At 71.5% G+C, this 15202-nt stretch carries 14 protein-coding genes and 1 tRNA gene; 6 read left to right on the top strand and 9 right to left on the bottom strand.

Annotated features, from left to right (window positions below; genetic code table 11):
* The first annotated feature begins 62 nt into the window (after window positions 1-62).
* Window positions 63-1286: a DNA polymerase III subunit delta' gene (locus KBO27_RS29375; protein WP_210973093.1), complete on the top strand. Its 1224-nt coding sequence runs from the start codon at window positions 63-65 to the stop codon at window positions 1284-1286.
* Here KBO27_RS29375 and KBO27_RS29370 read toward each other — a convergent pair whose 3' ends face one another.
* The 6 genes from KBO27_RS29370 to KBO27_RS34730 form a co-directional block, all read right to left on the bottom strand.
* The gene (locus KBO27_RS29370; RefSeq protein ID WP_246538349.1) at window positions 1287-2651 is read right to left on the bottom strand and encodes a hypothetical protein; all 1365 of its coding nucleotides are present in this window, start codon (window positions 2649-2651) and stop codon (window positions 1287-1289) included.
* A gap of 76 nt (window positions 2652-2727) precedes the next feature.
* Window positions 2728-3750, bottom strand: a complete 1023-nt coding sequence (locus KBO27_RS29365) for a LacI family DNA-binding transcriptional regulator (protein ID WP_210973092.1) — start codon at window positions 3748-3750, stop codon at window positions 2728-2730.
* Window positions 3699-4286, bottom strand: coding sequence for a P-loop nucleotide/nucleoside kinase family protein (locus tag KBO27_RS29360; RefSeq protein WP_210973091.1), 588 nt, complete (start codon window positions 4284-4286; stop codon window positions 3699-3701). Before KBO27_RS29360 ends, KBO27_RS29365 begins: the two co-directional genes overlap by 52 nt.
* Window positions 4283-5659: a sugar porter family MFS transporter gene (locus KBO27_RS29355; RefSeq protein ID WP_210973090.1), complete on the bottom strand. Its 1377-nt coding sequence runs from the start codon at window positions 5657-5659 to the stop codon at window positions 4283-4285. The genes KBO27_RS29360 and KBO27_RS29355 overlap by 4 nt, the downstream gene beginning before the upstream one ends.
* A gap of 68 nt (window positions 5660-5727) precedes the next feature.
* A complete protein-coding gene (locus KBO27_RS29350; RefSeq protein ID WP_210973089.1) occupies window positions 5728-6624 on the bottom strand; it encodes a hypothetical protein in 897 nt (298 codons plus the stop codon).
* Window positions 6621-8045: an FGGY-family carbohydrate kinase gene (locus KBO27_RS34730; RefSeq protein ID WP_210973088.1), complete on the bottom strand. Its 1425-nt coding sequence runs from the start codon at window positions 8043-8045 to the stop codon at window positions 6621-6623. The genes KBO27_RS29350 and KBO27_RS34730 overlap by 4 nt, the downstream gene beginning before the upstream one ends.
* 176 nt (window positions 8046-8221) lie before the next feature.
* On the opposite strand from KBO27_RS34730, the gene KBO27_RS29340 reads away from it, so the two are divergent.
* Both KBO27_RS29340 and KBO27_RS29335 read left to right on the top strand, forming a co-directional pair.
* Window positions 8222-8295, top strand: a tRNA-Thr gene (locus KBO27_RS29340).
* 75 nt (window positions 8296-8370) lie between these two features.
* Window positions 8371-9009, top strand: a complete 639-nt coding sequence (locus KBO27_RS29335; RefSeq protein ID WP_307870687.1) for a LysE family translocator — start codon at window positions 8371-8373, stop codon at window positions 9007-9009.
* Window positions 9010-9073: 64 nt separating this feature from the next.
* On the opposite strand, the gene KBO27_RS29330 is transcribed toward KBO27_RS29335, so the two are convergent.
* Complete coding sequence (locus KBO27_RS29330) at window positions 9074-9451, bottom strand: hypothetical protein (protein WP_210973087.1); 378 nt, start codon at window positions 9449-9451, stop codon at window positions 9074-9076.
* 328 nt (window positions 9452-9779) lie between these two features.
* Here KBO27_RS29330 and KBO27_RS29325 point away from each other — a divergent pair, with 328 nt between their 5' ends.
* From KBO27_RS29325 to KBO27_RS29315, 3 genes are read left to right on the top strand one after another with little or no spacing between them, the layout of a single operon-like run.
* Window positions 9780-10754, top strand: a complete 975-nt coding sequence (locus KBO27_RS29325) for a threo-3-hydroxy-L-aspartate ammonia-lyase (RefSeq protein WP_443706193.1) — start codon at window positions 9780-9782, stop codon at window positions 10752-10754.
* Between the two features lie 30 nt (window positions 10755-10784).
* Window positions 10785-11411 carry a TetR/AcrR family transcriptional regulator gene (locus KBO27_RS29320; protein ID WP_210973086.1) on the top strand — a complete coding sequence of 209 codons (627 nt, stop codon included), beginning with the start codon at window positions 10785-10787 and terminating at the stop codon, window positions 11409-11411.
* Between the two features lie 20 nt (window positions 11412-11431).
* The gene (locus KBO27_RS29315) at window positions 11432-12598 is read left to right on the top strand and encodes an NAD(P)/FAD-dependent oxidoreductase (RefSeq protein ID WP_307870686.1); all 1167 of its coding nucleotides are present in this window, start codon (window positions 11432-11434) and stop codon (window positions 12596-12598) included.
* A 10-nt stretch (window positions 12599-12608) separates the two neighbouring features.
* Here the strand turns inward: KBO27_RS29315 and KBO27_RS29310 are convergent, their stop codons facing one another.
* Window positions 12609-13724, bottom strand: a complete 1116-nt coding sequence (locus KBO27_RS29310; protein ID WP_210973084.1) for a DUF2637 domain-containing protein — start codon at window positions 13722-13724, stop codon at window positions 12609-12611.
* A 182-nt stretch (window positions 13725-13906) separates the two neighbouring features.
* Window positions 13907-15199 carry a DUF1266 domain-containing protein gene (locus KBO27_RS29305; protein WP_210973083.1) on the bottom strand — a complete coding sequence of 431 codons (1293 nt, stop codon included), beginning with the start codon at window positions 15197-15199 and terminating at the stop codon, window positions 13907-13909.
* Window positions 15200-15202 lie beyond the last annotated feature (3 nt).

The raw sequence follows: 15202 nt of genomic DNA, 5'->3' as shown, positions 1-15202 counted from the left end.
GCTGCGTCGGTGCGGCATCGTAGAGTCGTGACCCGATAGCTCGGCACGAGGGAGTTGACGCGATGCGCACCGGCGCTCCGGAGGTACCCGCGACCGGGGTGTGGGCGGAGGTCGTCGGCCAGCCCGACGCCGTCGGCACCCTGCACGCGGCGGCCGACGCGGCGCGTCGGCAGGTCCGGGGTGAGCAGGTCCCGCCGGGTGCGATGACGCACGCGTGGTTGTTCACCGGCCCGCCGGGGTCCGGTCGTTCGATCGCGGCTCGTGCCTTCGCCGCAGCCCTGGAGTGCGAGGATCCCGCGACTGCCGGCTGCGGGAAGTGCACCGCCTGCCGGACGGTCCTGCACGGCACCCACGCGGACGTGAAGCTGGTGGTGCCGGAGGGCCTGTCGATCTCGGTGGCGGAGATGCGCGCCCTGGTGCAGGCCGCCGCGCGGCGGCCGAGCACCGGGCAGTGGCGCGTGGTGCTCATCGAGGACTCCGACCGGCTCACCGAGGGCGCGGCGAACGCGCTGCTCAAGGCGGTCGAGGAACCGCCGCCGCGCACGGTGTTCCTGCTGTGCGCCCCGTCGGACCACCCCGAGGAGGTCTCGGTGACGATCCGCTCGCGGTGTCGCGTCCTGCAGTTGCGCACGCCGCTGTCCGGTGCGATCGCCGAGGTGCTGCGCGAGCGCGACGACATCGAGCCGCAGCTGGCGGAGTGGGCCGCGGAGGTCTGCGGCGGGCACATCGGCCGCGCCCGCCGGCTGGCCACCGACGAGCTGGCCCGCGAGCGCCGTGAGTCCGTCCTGCGCGTCCCGCTCGGCCTGCAGCGCTTCGCCGACGTGTTCACCGCGGCGTCCGGTCTGGTCAAGCTGGCCGAGACCGAGGCGGTCACGGCCAACGAGGACCGCAACGAGTCCGAGCGCGAGGAGCTCAAGACCGCGATGGGCGCGGGCGGGACCGGCAAGGGCACGGCGTCGGCGACCCGGGGCGCCAACGCGGCGTTGAAGGAGCTGGAGAAGCGCCAGAAGTCCCGCGCCACCCGCTCCCAGCGGGACGCCCTGGACCTGGCCCTGGTGGACCTGGCCGGTTTCTACCGGGACGTCCTGGTGACCCGCACCGGTTCGCAGGCCGTCCTCAACCACCCGGATTTCGCCCGCGCTTCGGCGAAGGCCGCGGCGGAGTGGACGTCGGAGTCCACCTTGCGCCGCCTGGAGGCGGTCCTGGAATGCCGCACGGCCCTGACCCAGAACGTCAAACCGCTGATCGCGGTCGAGGCCATGCTCGCCACGCTGTTCACCGGGTGATCAGTGCTTCGCGTTCCTGCGGGGTAGTGCCGCGACGATGATCGAGCCGAGGAGCAGCAGTCCCGCGCCGGTCCAGAAGATCGGGACCGCGAAGTAGCTGCCGCTGGTCAGCGCGAGCGGTGGGGTGCGCGCCTGGTGGTAGGCGGCCGGTGTGGCCTCGGCTCCGCCCGCGGCGCCGGCGACCGGGGGATCGCAGTGGACGCCGCCCGCGGGAGCCGCGGCCCGCGCGACCTGCTCGCCGAAGGAGATCTGGGCCAGTGCGGTGGGCAGCCCCAGCTTGGTGCCGTCGAGCAGCTTCAGGTCGAAGAGCCGGGCGGTGCCGCGGATCTCGTTGCCCATCGCCTCCTGCTTGAGCTCGCCGAGGCTCAGCCGCAGCACCCCGAGGTCCAGGACCCGCTGGTCCAGGCCGGGAACGGCGGGGATCGGCACGTCCGCGGCCGGGTTCGCCGCGTCGAGCACGGCGATCTCCCGGCCGCCCTGGCTGATGCGCAGCACCGGGGCCGTGTAATCGACGCGGGTGGTGGTGGGGTCGCCGGTCGCGGTGGCGACCACCACCGGTCGTCCGACGACGTCGACCGAGATCTCCTGCGGCGAACCGCTGAACAGCTTCACCTGCGAGATCTGCAGCTCCGACGTCGAGGTCACGGCCTTGCCGGTCTGCCCGGGGACGTCGGCGAGCCGCACGCTGGAGCGCGCCTCGGCGATCGACGGGACCTCCAGCACCGAACCGCCCAGCCCGGGGACCTGGTTGAGCGCCGAACCGGAGGCCATCGAGTAGCGCGCGTCGGACAGCGGAGCCACCCCGCACGGCCCGGTCTCCTGGTTCCACCGCGCGTGCACGGTGCCGTTCAGCCCGCTGAGCCTGACCAGCTGGTCGGCGGGGGAGGACGGCGGCGCCAGGGCGCTGGTGGTGGGCGATTCGTGGTCGGACAGCGCGTTCTGCGAGAGGCCGCCGGGGACCTGCGGGACGTGGCCCATGATGCCGGTGCCGAACGGCGAGGCCTCGGCGACGGAGTGCTCGTGGGCGAGGTAGGCCTCGGAGTTCACCTGCGCCACGGCGCGACCCATGCCGGCTTCGAGCACGGCCTGCTTGGGCAGCTTGCTCTCGAACTCGGGGTCGTTGAAGAACGCGTCACCGGGTGCGGTCGCGGGCAGCAGGCGCACGATCCCGAGCATCGTCCCCGCCTCGCCGATGACCGGCCGCGGGATGTCCTCCTGAACGCGCCCGGGAGGCTGGCCCGGGTTCTGCGGCTGCGGCGTCGGCGTCGTGGGGTACGCGCTCTGCGCGAGAGCTGCGGGCATCGACGTCCCGGCGATCGCCATGGTGACCGCCGCGCAGGCGCACAGCCGACGAAAGGCGCGCATCCGACATCCTCCGTGATAGGCGTCACTGCCTCGGTGGAGGTATCAACGATCACAACGGCGTTCGGTGACGCCTGGGTCACATCCTGCTGACCGCGGCGAGCGGGATCTCGCCGGAACCTCGCGGAACCAGCCGCAAGGGCAGGGACAGCGGTGCCTCGGTGGCCGCCGAACCGTCGATCTGCTCGAACAGCTCCTCGGTCGCGGTCCGGGCGACCGCCGCCGGGTCCTGGTCGACGACCGTGACCGCCGGGTAGAGCGAGTCGGCCATCGGGAAGTCGCCGAAGCTGACGAACGCGATGTCGGTCCGGCCGCGAGCGTGCAGCGCGGGCACGACGCCGAGGGAGCAGCGGGCGTTGGAGGAGAACACCGCGGTCGGCGGGTGTTCCGAGCGCAGCAGCTCGTCCAGCGCGCTGCGCGCTTCCGTCGCGCTGGAAATGCCGGTCTTGACGAGGTCTTCGCGCACTCCGACGCGGGATTCGGCCAGGGCGCTGCGGTATCCGCGGACCCGCTCGGCGGTGGTGTAGACGTCGGGGCGGTCGCCGATCAGCGCGATCTCGGTGTGGCCCGAGTGCAGCAGGTGCTTGGTCGCGGCCTGCGCGGCGCCGAAGTCGTCGCCGAGCACGGTGGCGCCGAGCCCGTCGGGCTGGGCCAGGCGATCGACGAACACGACGGGGGTCTGCCCCGCCGCCGCCCGCAGGTAGCTCTGGTCACCGCTGACCGGAACCATGATCAGGCCGGAAACCTGCCGCTGGAGCAGGCTCTGCACCAGCTTGTGCTCGCGTTCCGGGTCGCCGCCGACGCTGGAGGCCAGCACGACGTGGCCGCGCTGCAGCGCGTGCTCCTCGATGACGCTGGCCATCGTGGCGAAGAACGGGTCCGACAGCGATTCCAGCACCACGCCGATGGCCTCGTCGCGTCCGACGCGCAGCGAGCGGGCGTGGAAGTTCGGCCGGTAGTGGAGCTCGTCGATGGCGGCCTGCACCTGCTGGCGGGTGGCCTCGGAGACCCCGGCGGCTCCGTTGATCACGCGGGAGACGGTCTTCGGGCTCACTCCGGCCGCAGCGGCCACGTCGTAGAGCGTGGCGTTGCCTGTGCGCACGCCTGCTCCCTTCCGCTCGGGCAGTGCCGGTCGAGCTCGGCGAGCTGTTCGGCCATCGGCGTTGTCGCATCGACTCTAACGTGCTGCGCGACCGGCTCGATCGGCCGCGTGGCCAGCAGTTTCGCCGGATCGTCCAGCTTGGTGCAGTCTCGCGCGGCGGCCCGATCGCGCATCCTGGTCACGATCACCTCCGGCGGGCAGTCGACCCACACCAGCAGCGGTTCGGCACCTGCGGCGCGGAGCCGCCCGGCGGCGGCGGACCACCGGCGCGGGTCGGCGCGCTCGGCGGTGAACGGGGCGACGAGCACCGCCGAGGTGCCGACCCGCAGCGTGTCCGCCGCGGTGTCGAGCAGCGCCGCGTAGCGGGCTTCCCGCACCTCCGGGGCGTCCAGTCGGGCGCCGAACCGCTCGGTCAGCGGGCCGGTGATCACGTCGAGGTCGAGCAGGGCGGCCGAGTACCGCTCGGCCGCCGCTGCGCCCAACGTGGTCTTGCCGCTGGCCGGTTCGCCGGAGATCAGGAGCGCGACCGGGGTCACTTCCGCGCCCTCGCCCGCAGGATCCCCTCGACCTCTTCCAGCGTGCGGTTGCGGGTCTCCGGCAGGTACTTCTTCAGGTAGAAGAAGCCGATCAGGCCGAAGGCCGCGTAGAGCCAGAACAGGCCGCTGGGGGTGAACGCCTCGAACGCGCTCAGCACCGTCAGCGAGATGATCAGGTTCAGGCCCCAGTGCGTGAACATCCCGAAGCTGCCGGCCTTGCCGCGCAGCGCGGTCGGGAAGATCTCGCTGTTGATCAGCCACATCGCCAGACCGATGCTGGCCGAGAACATCGCCTCGTAGATGATCAGGAAGGCCACCAGCGCCACGGCCCAGATGCCGCTGAGGTCGGTGACGGCGTAGAGCAGTCCGATGACGACCAGCGACACGACCACGCCGCCGAGACCGACCAGCAGCAGCGGCCGACGCCCGACCCGGTCGATCAGCAGCAGGCCGACCAGCGTGAACACGACGTTGGCGATGCCGATGCCCACCGACGACAGGATCGCCGCGGATTCCCCGAAACCGGCCTTGGTCAGCAGCGTCGGCGCGTAGTAGGTGATCGCGTTGACGCCGACGAGCTGGTTCACCGCCGCGACCCCGATGCCGAGGTAGATCGCCGGTCGCAGCGAGGGCCGGAGCACGTCGCGATAGGTCACGTTCCGCTCGGCGGTCACCGCGGAGGACAGCGCGGTCAGCTCCGACTCGACGCGGTCGGCACCGACCACCTTGCGGAGCACGGCTCGCGCGTCGTCCGGGCGGCCTCGGGAGACCAGCCAGCGCGGGCTCTCCGGCAGCCTCAGCAGACCGACGAACATCAGCAGCGACGGCACGGCCGCCAGCCCCAGCATCCACCGCCAGGCCGCGGCGTCCGCGAGCAGGAACCCGGCCAGGTAGGAGAACAGGATGCCGGAGCTGATCATGATCTGGTTGATCGAGACCAGCCGGCCGCGGCTCTCCGGCGGTGCGATCTCCGCGATGTAGGCGGGCACCGACAGCGAGGCGGTGCCGATCGCGAAGCCGAGCAGCAACCGAGAACCCAGCAGCGTCGGCAGGTTCGGCGCCACCGCCGAGATCACCGCGCCGACGGTGAAGACCAGGCTGGTGATCGACAGCGTTCGGCGGCGGCCGAGGTTGTCCGCGACGATGCCGCCGACCGCGACGCCGACGATCGCACCGACGAGCAGCGACGCCACCACGATCTGCTGCCACATCTCGGAGAGCTGGAACGCCGGGGCGATGTAGAGCAGCGCTGCGGAGATGACACCGGTGTCGTAGCCGAACAGCAGGCCGCCGAGCGCGGCGACCGCGGTGGCGCCGACGACGGCTCTTCTCGCGTTGGCGGGGGTGGGTGGGGTGACCGGTGTGGTGACCACGGTCGGACCTCTTCTCTCCGGCTTCGTTGCCGGTGGAGTTCCTGTTCCTCTGGGTTCTCGGGTGCGGATCAGTCGTCGGCGATGGCGGTCCAGGGCGTGGCCCTGCCGTCGATGGCGGCCGCGCAGGCGTCGAGCCGGCGCCGGGCGGTGTCGGAGAGGAAGGGGCGCCGCTCGGACGGCTCCAGCGCCACCGCGTCCTTCCAGAACGCGCGGCCCGCGATGAATCCCGAGGCACCGCCCTCGTCGCACGAGATGCGCAGCACCTCCTGGAACTCCTCGAACCCGACACCGGCGGAGAGCACCACCCACGGCACGGTGACCGCTTCGGCGATCCGGCGGCACGCCTCGGCCGAGCCCGGGTACTCCAGCTTCAGCAGGTCGGGCTTGAGGTCGTTGAGCGCGCGGGCGGCCTCGATGATCGCGTCGGCGCGGGCCTCGGGGCTGAGCTCGGTCTCGTCGGGCAGCCGGTAGATCAGGTTCTCCACCACCGAGGGGACCCCGTCCGCGCGGCAGTCGGCGACGACCTGCGCGGTGGCGTCCAGCGCCTCGGCGGCGACGTCCCGCCCGCCGAGCGCGCGGTCCCGGTCGGCGCGCAGCTGCACGAGGAACTTCACCGCGTGGCCGCCCATGTCGCGCACCCACGCGGCGTTCTGCGCGGGTTCCCGGCGGGTGAGCGGTTCGTCGCCGAACTTGCCGCGCTCGGACGGTTCCGCCGCCACGGCGAGACCGGCGCCGGGGGCGAGGTTGCCGTCCGCGATCGCCGCGGGCACGCCGAAGTCGGGGTCGACGAGCAGGCCGCTGGCGCTCGGCGAGAGCCCGGCGATGACGTCTCCCTTGAAGGTGCGCAGCACGTCGTCGTCGACCGGCTGTCCGGCGGCGGTGAACATGCGGCGCAGGGTGTTGCGCTGGTCGAGGGCCACGATGGCGAAGGTGCCGTCGGATCGTGCGATGTCGGCGAGGGTCACAGCTGAACTCCTGCGGTTGTGAGGGTGTTTCCGGTGAATTCGCGGGCGATGTCCACTGCGGACACCCCGGTCTCGCCTGCGGCGGACCGGGCGGCCTGCGCGGCGAAGAGGGCGGCGCCGTAGGCGCTGGGCTGGTCGACCCGGGCGTACTCGACGGCGGGCAGGCTGCGCTGCTTGGCGGCGCGGAAGCTGCGCATCCGCGTCCACCCGCCTGCGGCGGTGACGTGCTCGTGCGGCCCGGCTTCGGCGGACATCAGCTCGATCACCGCGTCCGTCTCGGCCATCGCGTGCTCCAGCGCTGCCGACCAGGTGGTCAGGGGCGTGACGTCGGATCCGACGAGCTGGACCGAGACGTGCTCGCTGCGCGCATGCGCACCGCTGATCACGACCGAGCCCGTGGAGCCGGGACTGGCGAGGGCCTGCTCGTCGAGTTCCGCCCGCGCTCGCTGGTCCTGACGTCCCAGCAGCGCGAGGACCCGGTCCAGCAGCAGTCCGCCGCGGGTGCCGCCGAGCAGGATCCAGCGGTCCGGCAGCACGTGCGCGCCCTGCGCGACGCCGTTCGCCGTGAGCCGCCGGCGCTGGTCGTCGCGCAGCGGAGCGGACACGACGCGCAGCAGCGCCTCGGAGGTGCCGCAGGAGTCGAAGAGGTGCTCCCCGTGCCAGACGCCGCTGGCGACCGAGGCGACCGGGTGGTCGTGCCCGGCGACGGTGATCACCGCTCCCCGGACGGCGTCGGGGACGCCCGGGTGGTCGACCCGGCCGATCGGGGTGCCCGCGGTGGTCAGCGGCGGGAGCGCGGAGGTCGGCAGGCCGAGCTGCTGGAACGCCGGTTCCCACGGTCCGCGGGCGCCTTGGTCGAGCAGCCCGGTCCGGGAGGCCAGCGAGGGTTCGGTGACGGACTCGCCGCCCAGCGCCGCGGCGACGAGTTCCGGGACGTTGAGCCACTTCTCGGCGAGCCGTGGCGAAATGCCCTGCGCGGCGAGCGAGTTCAGCTTCGCGAACGAGCACAGCGGGCTCAGCGGCAGACCGGTGCGCCCGCTGAAGGAGTCGACGAGCTCGTCGGGCAGCAGCGCCAGCTCCTCGGCGCCGCGCTGGTCGAACCAGGCGATGACGGGGTGCAGCGGATCTCCGCCGCGGTCGAGCAGCACGCCGGACTCGGCCATGCCGGTGATGGCGACGCCCACGACGGTCAGCCGCCGCGCGGATTCCTCGGCCACCCGCACGGCCTCCGACAGCGCGGACAGCACGCGGTCGAGGAGCGCGTCGACGGGCAGTTCGCTGCCGCCGCCCGCGCATCGGTGCCAGTCGGTGGCCGTTCGTTGGACGCTCAGCGTCACACCGCTCAGATCGGCGACGAGCGCCTTGATCTCGGTGCTTCCCACGTCGACGCCCACGACCGCCTCGGTCGTCGCGAAGCCCACCCCGGCACCTCCTCGCTGGTCGCGCGGCCGCTCCGCCGCTCTCGGAGGACACTGAACAGGGTGCTGGACATCGATGTCAAAGCTTTTTCGATACAGTCCGGACATCGATGTCAGCGACCGTGCCCGGGGGGTCCCGATGGGCTCCGGATCAGGCCAGCTACACTTGTCCGCGCACTGCCGCCTTAGCTCAGTCGGCCAGAGCGACGCACTCGTAATGCGTAGGTCAAGGGTTCGATTCCCTTAGGCGGCTCAGCGGTGACCGGCCACTTCCCGAGAAATCGGGAGGTGGCCGGTTTCGTTTCGCACCGCCCGGTAGGTTCGGCGGGTGGAATTCGTGCCGCTCGCCTCGCTGCTCGGTGTCGTGATCGTGGAGTTGGGCATGGTGCTGACGCCCGGGCCCAACATGGTCTACCTCGCCTCCCGAGCCACCTCGCAGGGACGGCGTGCCGGTCTCGTGTCGCTGGCCGGGGTGGGGCTCGGATTTTTCGTCTACCTGGTCGCCGCCGCTGCCGGGTTGTCGGCGCTGTTCGTGGCGGTGCCGGAGGCGTACCACGTGGTGAAGCTGCTGGGCGCGGCCTACCTCGCGTGGATGGCGTGGCAGATCCTGCGCCCCGGCGGCGGATCGCCGTTCGAACTGCGCGATCTGGTGCCGCATTCGACTGCCCGCCTGTTCGGCACGGGCCTGCTGACGAACCTCCTGAACCCCAAGATCGCGCTGCTGTACACCGCGCTGATCCCGCAGTTCATCGACCCCGCGCTGGGGGCGACGTGGTGGCAGTTCCTCCAGCTCGGCATGGCGCAGATCGTCGTCGGCATGACCGTCAACGGCCTCATCGTGCTCACCGCCGCGGCGCTCGCCGGGTACCTGGCCCGGCACCCCCGCGTGCTCCGCGCGCAGCGCGTCGCCTCCGGCACCCTGCTGGGCTTCTTCGCGGTCAAGATGGCCACCAGCCGCCCCGGCTGACCTGCGAGCGGCAGAGGACCGCAGGTCACCCCCAGTGGCCTGCGGTCCTCTGCTCGACTCGCGGTTACTTGATGCCGAAGTCCTGGACGGCGTCAACGCCGCCGTGGCCGAACGAGCCCCCGACGGCCCACGGCGTGGTGTGCTCGTGCCCGGCGCCGTCGAGCTGGACCGAGAACTTGCCGGTCGAGGTGATGCCGCTGATGTGGTAGTGCCCGCTCGCGTCGGTGAACGCCGCGTATCCCGCGTCGTCGGAGGTGGGGTTGACCGACACCCGGAAGCCCTCCGCGCCGGGTTCGTCCGGCTGCCGCTCGCGGTCGCCGTTGAGGTCGTGGAAGACCGTGCCGGAAACCGTGCTCGGTTCGGCGGCCGATGCGGGCGGACCGCCCACGCCGGCGAGCAACGGTGCCGCGACCAACGCGGCCAGAACAGCTCGTCGTGCCATGAAATCCTCCTGTGCAGGACGGCGAAGACGCCGTCCAGGCCCAATCCCCAGTGAGAACCGGCGTCTGCGCCGGTCCACGTCCACAAGACGCAACAGCTCCGCCGAAGGTTGTTCGCACGAGCCGAGATTTCGTCCCGAGGGGTGGCAGCGCGTGGCGGGGCGGTGGAGAGCGGCAGGTTCTGCGGCCGAGGGGAGTCCACGTCTTGGTGAGTGGCCGTTGTTCGGCGGGGTTCCGGGTGGTGCCCTGGGGCAGGGGACAGTTCAAGCCGTCATCGCCCATGATCAATGGCCTTGTAGAACTGTCGCCCTGCCCGGGAGGGCACTCACCGTGACGCGCGAAGGGGTCGGGATGGTCGAGTTCCAGGACGTGGTGGCTGCTGGTGGGCGGTTGGCGGGGGTGGCGCATCGGACTCCTGTGCTGCGGTCTCGGCTGGTGGACGAGCTCGTGGGGGCCGAGGTCTTCTTCAAAGCCGAGAACTTCCAGCGGATGGGGGCTTTCAAGTTCCGCGGGGCCTTCAACGCCGTGTCGAAGCTGTCCGACGAGCAGCGCCGGGCCGGGGTGGTGACCTACTCGTCCGGGAACCACGCCCAGGCGATCTCGTTGGCGGCTCAGCTGCTGGGGGTGCCCGCGACGATCGTGATGCCGCATGACGCTCCGGCATCGAAGGTGGTCGCCACCAGCGGTTATGGCGGCAAGATCGTGCGCTACGACCGGTACTCCGAGGATCGCGAGGAGATCGGGGACGCCCTGGCCCGGGAGCAGGGGCTGACGCTCATCCCGCCCTACGACCACCCGGACGTGATCGCCGGGCAGGGGTCCGCCGCCAAGGAGCTCTTCGAGGACGTCGGGGAGCTCGACGCCTTGTTCGTGCCGCTCGGCGGGGGAGGACTGCTGTCCGGGACGGCCTTGGCCACCAGGGCTTTGTCGCCCGGTTGCCTGCTGCTCGGGGTCGAGCCGGAGGCCGGCGACGACGGGCTCCGGTCGCTGCGCAGCGGCGAGATCGTGCACATCGACACGCCCCGGACCATCGCCGACGGGGCGCAGACGCAGCACCTCGGCACGCACACCTTCGAGATCATCCGGCGGGACGTCGACGACATCCGGACCGCGAGCGATGCCCAGCTCGTCGAGGCGATGAAGCTGTTCGCGACCTACCTGAAGATCGTCGTCGAGCCCACCGGGTGCCTCGGGTTCGCCGCCGCCCGAGAGGCCGCACCCGAGTTCGAGGGCAAGCGAGTCGGTGTGATCATCAGTGGTGGCAACGTCGACCTGGAGCGCTATGCGAGTCTGCTGGGTAGCTAAAAATCAGTCACGTGACTTAAGCTGGCGCGCATGAGTGCCGCGACCTCCCGGGCGAGTGCCACCAAGGAGCGCATCCTCGACGTCGCTGAACGGCTCTTCGCCGAGCAGGGCGTCTTCGCCGTGTCCAACAGGCAGATCAGCGAAGCCGCAGGTCAGGGTAACAACGCCGCCGTGGGCTACCACTTCGGCACCAAGGCCGACCTGCTGCGCGCCATCGTGCGCAGGCACGCCGAACCCGTCGAGGCGAACCGCGAGCGGCTGCTCGGCGAGATCGGCGACTCCCGCGAGGTGCGCGACTGGCTGACCTGCCTGGTGCTGCCCTCGGTCGAGCACCACGCCTCGCTGCGCGGCTCGACGCTCGCGCGCTTCACCGCTCAGCTGATGAGCGACCCGGGGCTGCGCGAACTCGTCGTCGCCGAGTCGTTGTCCGGGCCGACGCTCATGCGCGTCATGGACGGTCTCAACCACTGCCAGCCCGACCTCCCGCTGCGCGCCAAGATCGTGCGCAACGACATGACCCGGCACGTGCTGGTGCACATGATGGCCGAGCAGGAACGCGCCCTCGCCGAGGGAACAGCCCGTCTGACCTGGGAAGAAACCGCCCAGAACGTGATCGACGCGCTCACCGGCCTCTGGCTGGCGCCCGTCACCGAGTGAGCTGTAAGAGGACGCCGAACGTGAGCGAAGTTCTCGTCGTGGGTGCCGCGGCAGCGGGGTTGACCACAGCGGACGCCTTGCGGCGCAAGGGTTTCGACGGATCGATGACGGTGCTGGGCGCCGAAACCCACCCGCCCTACGACCGGCCGCCGCTGTCCAAGCAGGTGCTGGCGGGGCAGTGGGAAGCGGAGCGGACCAGCCTGCGCAGCCCCGAGGCGCTGGACGAGCTCGACGCGGAGTTCCTGCTGGGCGATCCGGCCGTGGCGCTGGACGCCGCCACCCGCACCCTGCGCACCGAGTCCGGGCGCGAGCTGCGCGCCGATTCGATCGTGGTGGCCACGGGAGTCCGACCGCGCAGGCTGCCCGGTCAGGACGGGCTCGCCGGGGTGCACGTGCTGCGCACGCTCGACGACAGCGTCGCGCTGCGCGCCGACCTGCTGGCGGCGAAGCGGCTGGTCGTGGTCGGGGAGGGCGTGCTCGGCAGCGAGATCGCCGCGACCGCGAGCGGGATGGGCCTGGACGTGACGCTCACCGGCCCGCTCGCGGCGCCGATGGCCGCTCAGCTCGGTCCGGAAGCCGCTGCCGCGCTGGGAGAACTGCACACCGATCGGGGAGTCCGGCTGCGGCTGGGCGCCGCCGTCGACGGCCTGATCGGCGACGGCGGTCAGGTCAGCGGGGTCCGGTTGGCCGGTGGCGAGGTGCTGCCCGCGGACGTCGTGGTGGTGGCCATCGGCGCTGATCCGGTGACCGGCTGGCTGGAGGGCAGCGGGCTGCGCCTCGACCGCGGGGTGGTCTGCGACTCCCGGTGCCGCGCGGCCGACGGGATCTACGCCGTCGGTGACGTGGCGCGGTGGGAGCACCCGGAGTTCGGGGTCATCCGCCTGGAGAACCGGACCAACGCCGGCGAGCAGGCGATGGCCGTCGCCGACAACATCCTCGGCGAGGACCGCGCCTACCGGCCGGTCCCGTACTTCTGGACCGACCAGTTCGACGCGAAGATCCACGTCTACGGGGTGCTCTCGCCCGACGATGAGGTGACCGTGGTGGAAGGCGACCGCGCCGAGCGGCGTTTCGTCGAGCTGCACCACCGCGACGGCCGCGCGGTCGGCGTTCTGGGCTGGAACATGCCCAAGCAGACCCGGCAGCACCGCAAGGCGCTGGTGGAGGCGCTCACCGCCGGGGCGTGAGCGCCACCGCTCAGTGAGCCGCGACGAGGTCGCGGGCGTCCTCGTCCTGCTCCATCTCGACCCGGACCGCGGCGATCTGGCGGCGTCCCCAGCGTTCGGAGAAGCCGTAGCGGTTGCCGAGCTGGGCGCCGGTGATCGGCTCGCCGATCTCCAGCGAGAGCCGGTAGTCGCGGCGCGCGAAGGTCCGCTTGTCCTCGTCGCTGAGCGGGTCCGCGGGAACCGGTGGCAGCGTGAGCGTCTGCTCCGAGAGGTTCGGGCGCTCGTCGTGCTCCTCGGTGGAAGTCGTTTCCTCCGAACGGTTCTCGTCGACCGCTTCGTCGCGCTCGGTGGTCTCCGGTTCCGCTGCGGCCGTTTCGCGCGCCTGGGTCGGCGGCTCGGGGTCGCGGACGGCGGGCTCGTGCGCGACGGGCTCGCGGACGTCGGGTTCCCGCACGGGCTCGGGTTCCGGGCGCCTCTCGACGGTCTGCGGCGGGAGCTCCTGGGTCGGTCGAGGCGGCGCGGGCGCGCGTTCCGCCGGAACCGGTTCGGGCTCCGGGGCAGCGGAGGCGATCGCCGCGGGCCGGACGACCTCGTCCTGCTTGCCGAGACCGGCGATCTCCGAGACCGGGATGTCGGTGACCTGGCGGCGGAAGGCGCCGGAGGTGCCGTCGCGGTCGACCAGCCAGCGCAGCACGAGCAGTCCCGGGCGCAGCCGCAGGCGGCGCTTCCCGTGGCGCTCCTCGAAGTCCGCGCGCAGCTCGGCGAGCACGACGTCGAAGACCGCGACGGCGGCGACCGGCAGACCGGCGGCGACGATGCGCGCTTCGGGGGTGAGCTGGTGGATCCAGTTGATCCACGACGAGATCGCCGTGAAGGTCCACATCAGCAGCCGGCCGCGCACGGCGCTGCGGCCGTAGATCGAGGCGCGGTAGGTGATCAGCGTGGCGCCGAAGGCGGCGCCGTCGAAGGTGGCCGGGATCAGCCAGGCGGTCCAGTAGCTGAAGCCGACCATCTGGTCTTGGCCGTAGGCGTGCAGGCCGACGAAGCTCGCACCCCAGCCCATGAGCGCGGCGAGGGCGACGAACCCCAGGGCGGCGCGGGAAAGCCAGAGCCCGTGGCCGGATCTCGTACTCGGTTGCTCGCTCAACGTCGGTCCAATACAGCCGGGTCATCGCGGGACCCGCTGATGGTAGACAAACACCACTCGATCAGGTGACAACACGAGCGCGTTCGGCATGCATTGTTATTGGCGACTTCTCGCCAAACCCACGAACATCCCAGCTCAGAGCGATCAGCGGGGAGCGGTGAAGTGAGGGAGTGATCCGGAGCTCACCTCTCCGTTTGGAACGGGACGGTGAGCCACGGGCTGCCGTGCTCGGTCAGCAGCGCGCGGTGCGCCTCCAGCACGTCGGTGTAGGTGGCGCCGAACGCCTCGTCGTCGAAGTGTAGGCAGCGGCCCAGGACGTAGCCGACCGAGAACTCCTCCCACGACGAGTAGCGGGACCGCACCTCCTGCCCGACCAGGTCCAGCGCCTCGTACATCTCCGCCTGCGTGGCGTACCGGGCCCCGCGTCCCCAGCGGGCCATCTTCGACGCCCGGCCCAGGTCCCAGGCGGCGACCGTGCGCACGTAGCCGTTCGGCGGCAGCAGCTCGTCGGCGCGGAACCGCGCCTCGTACCGGATGATCGTGCCGACCAGCCCGCACAGGAAGTCCGCGTAGGAGTCCACCTCCGGGCTCCCGCCGCGTTCGGCCGACGCGCCCGGGACGTTCGCCGCGATGTTGTTGCGGATCGTGGCCTCCACGCACTCCCGCCACCGCTGCGGATCCACCTGCGGACCCTCGGTGCTGACCAGGAAGTTCCGCGCGCCCAGCACGAAATCCCAGTCCGAGGTGCTGACATCGCAGTTGAGCAGCCGGTTCTGCAGGTTGATCCAGTCCTGGCGGACCTTCACGCCCCAGCCCTCGGACAGCCGCTCCACCTCGCCGCTGTAGCCGAGCCCGTGCCAGTCCAGGTTGTTCCACGCCTCGCCGTTGAGGAAGCACAGGTGCGCACCGCAGGCCAGGCCGTGCAGCAGCTCGGTCGGCTCCGCGCCCCCGCTCAACCGGGTCACCAGCCGGTTGCCGCTGAGACCCGGTGCGCCGAAGCGCTCGTGAGCCGCCTGCCAGCGCTCCCGCTCCTCGTCGGTGACCTCCAGGTACAGCTCGCACGGCGTGTTCGCGTTGACCGCCAGCACCTCGACCTCGTCCGTGATGATCTCCGACAGCGTGCGCAGCGAGACGAACTCGTACACCAGGTAGGGGTGCGGTCGCGGCAGCATGTCCTGGGTGTAGACGAAGGTCGCGATGCGGCCGTCTCCCAGCGTCGAGGTCACCATCTGCCGCTTCGCCGGGTTGCTGTGCGCGTGCACCAGCGCCACCGGGTGGTAGACGCCGGTCGCGGCCACCACGCACAGGTAGGCCCAGGGGTCCTCGTCGACGATGGCTGAGCAGAGCTCTCTTTCGACTGCGGTCGGCGGAACGAACGGTTGGTCCCTGGGGATGATCGGGACGATCTCGTCGTGATCGTCGACCTCACCCACGGTGTAGTACGGGCCAGAAGCCCCGCCGAGCGGAGGAGTCACGAG

Source organism: Saccharopolyspora endophytica (assembly GCF_018070075.1).
GTDB classification, from domain to species: Bacteria; Actinomycetota; Actinomycetes; order Mycobacteriales; family Pseudonocardiaceae; genus Saccharopolyspora; species Saccharopolyspora endophytica.
The sequence above is the reverse complement of the archived record's forward strand: the minus strand, read 5'-3'. Positions and strand labels throughout refer to the sequence as shown.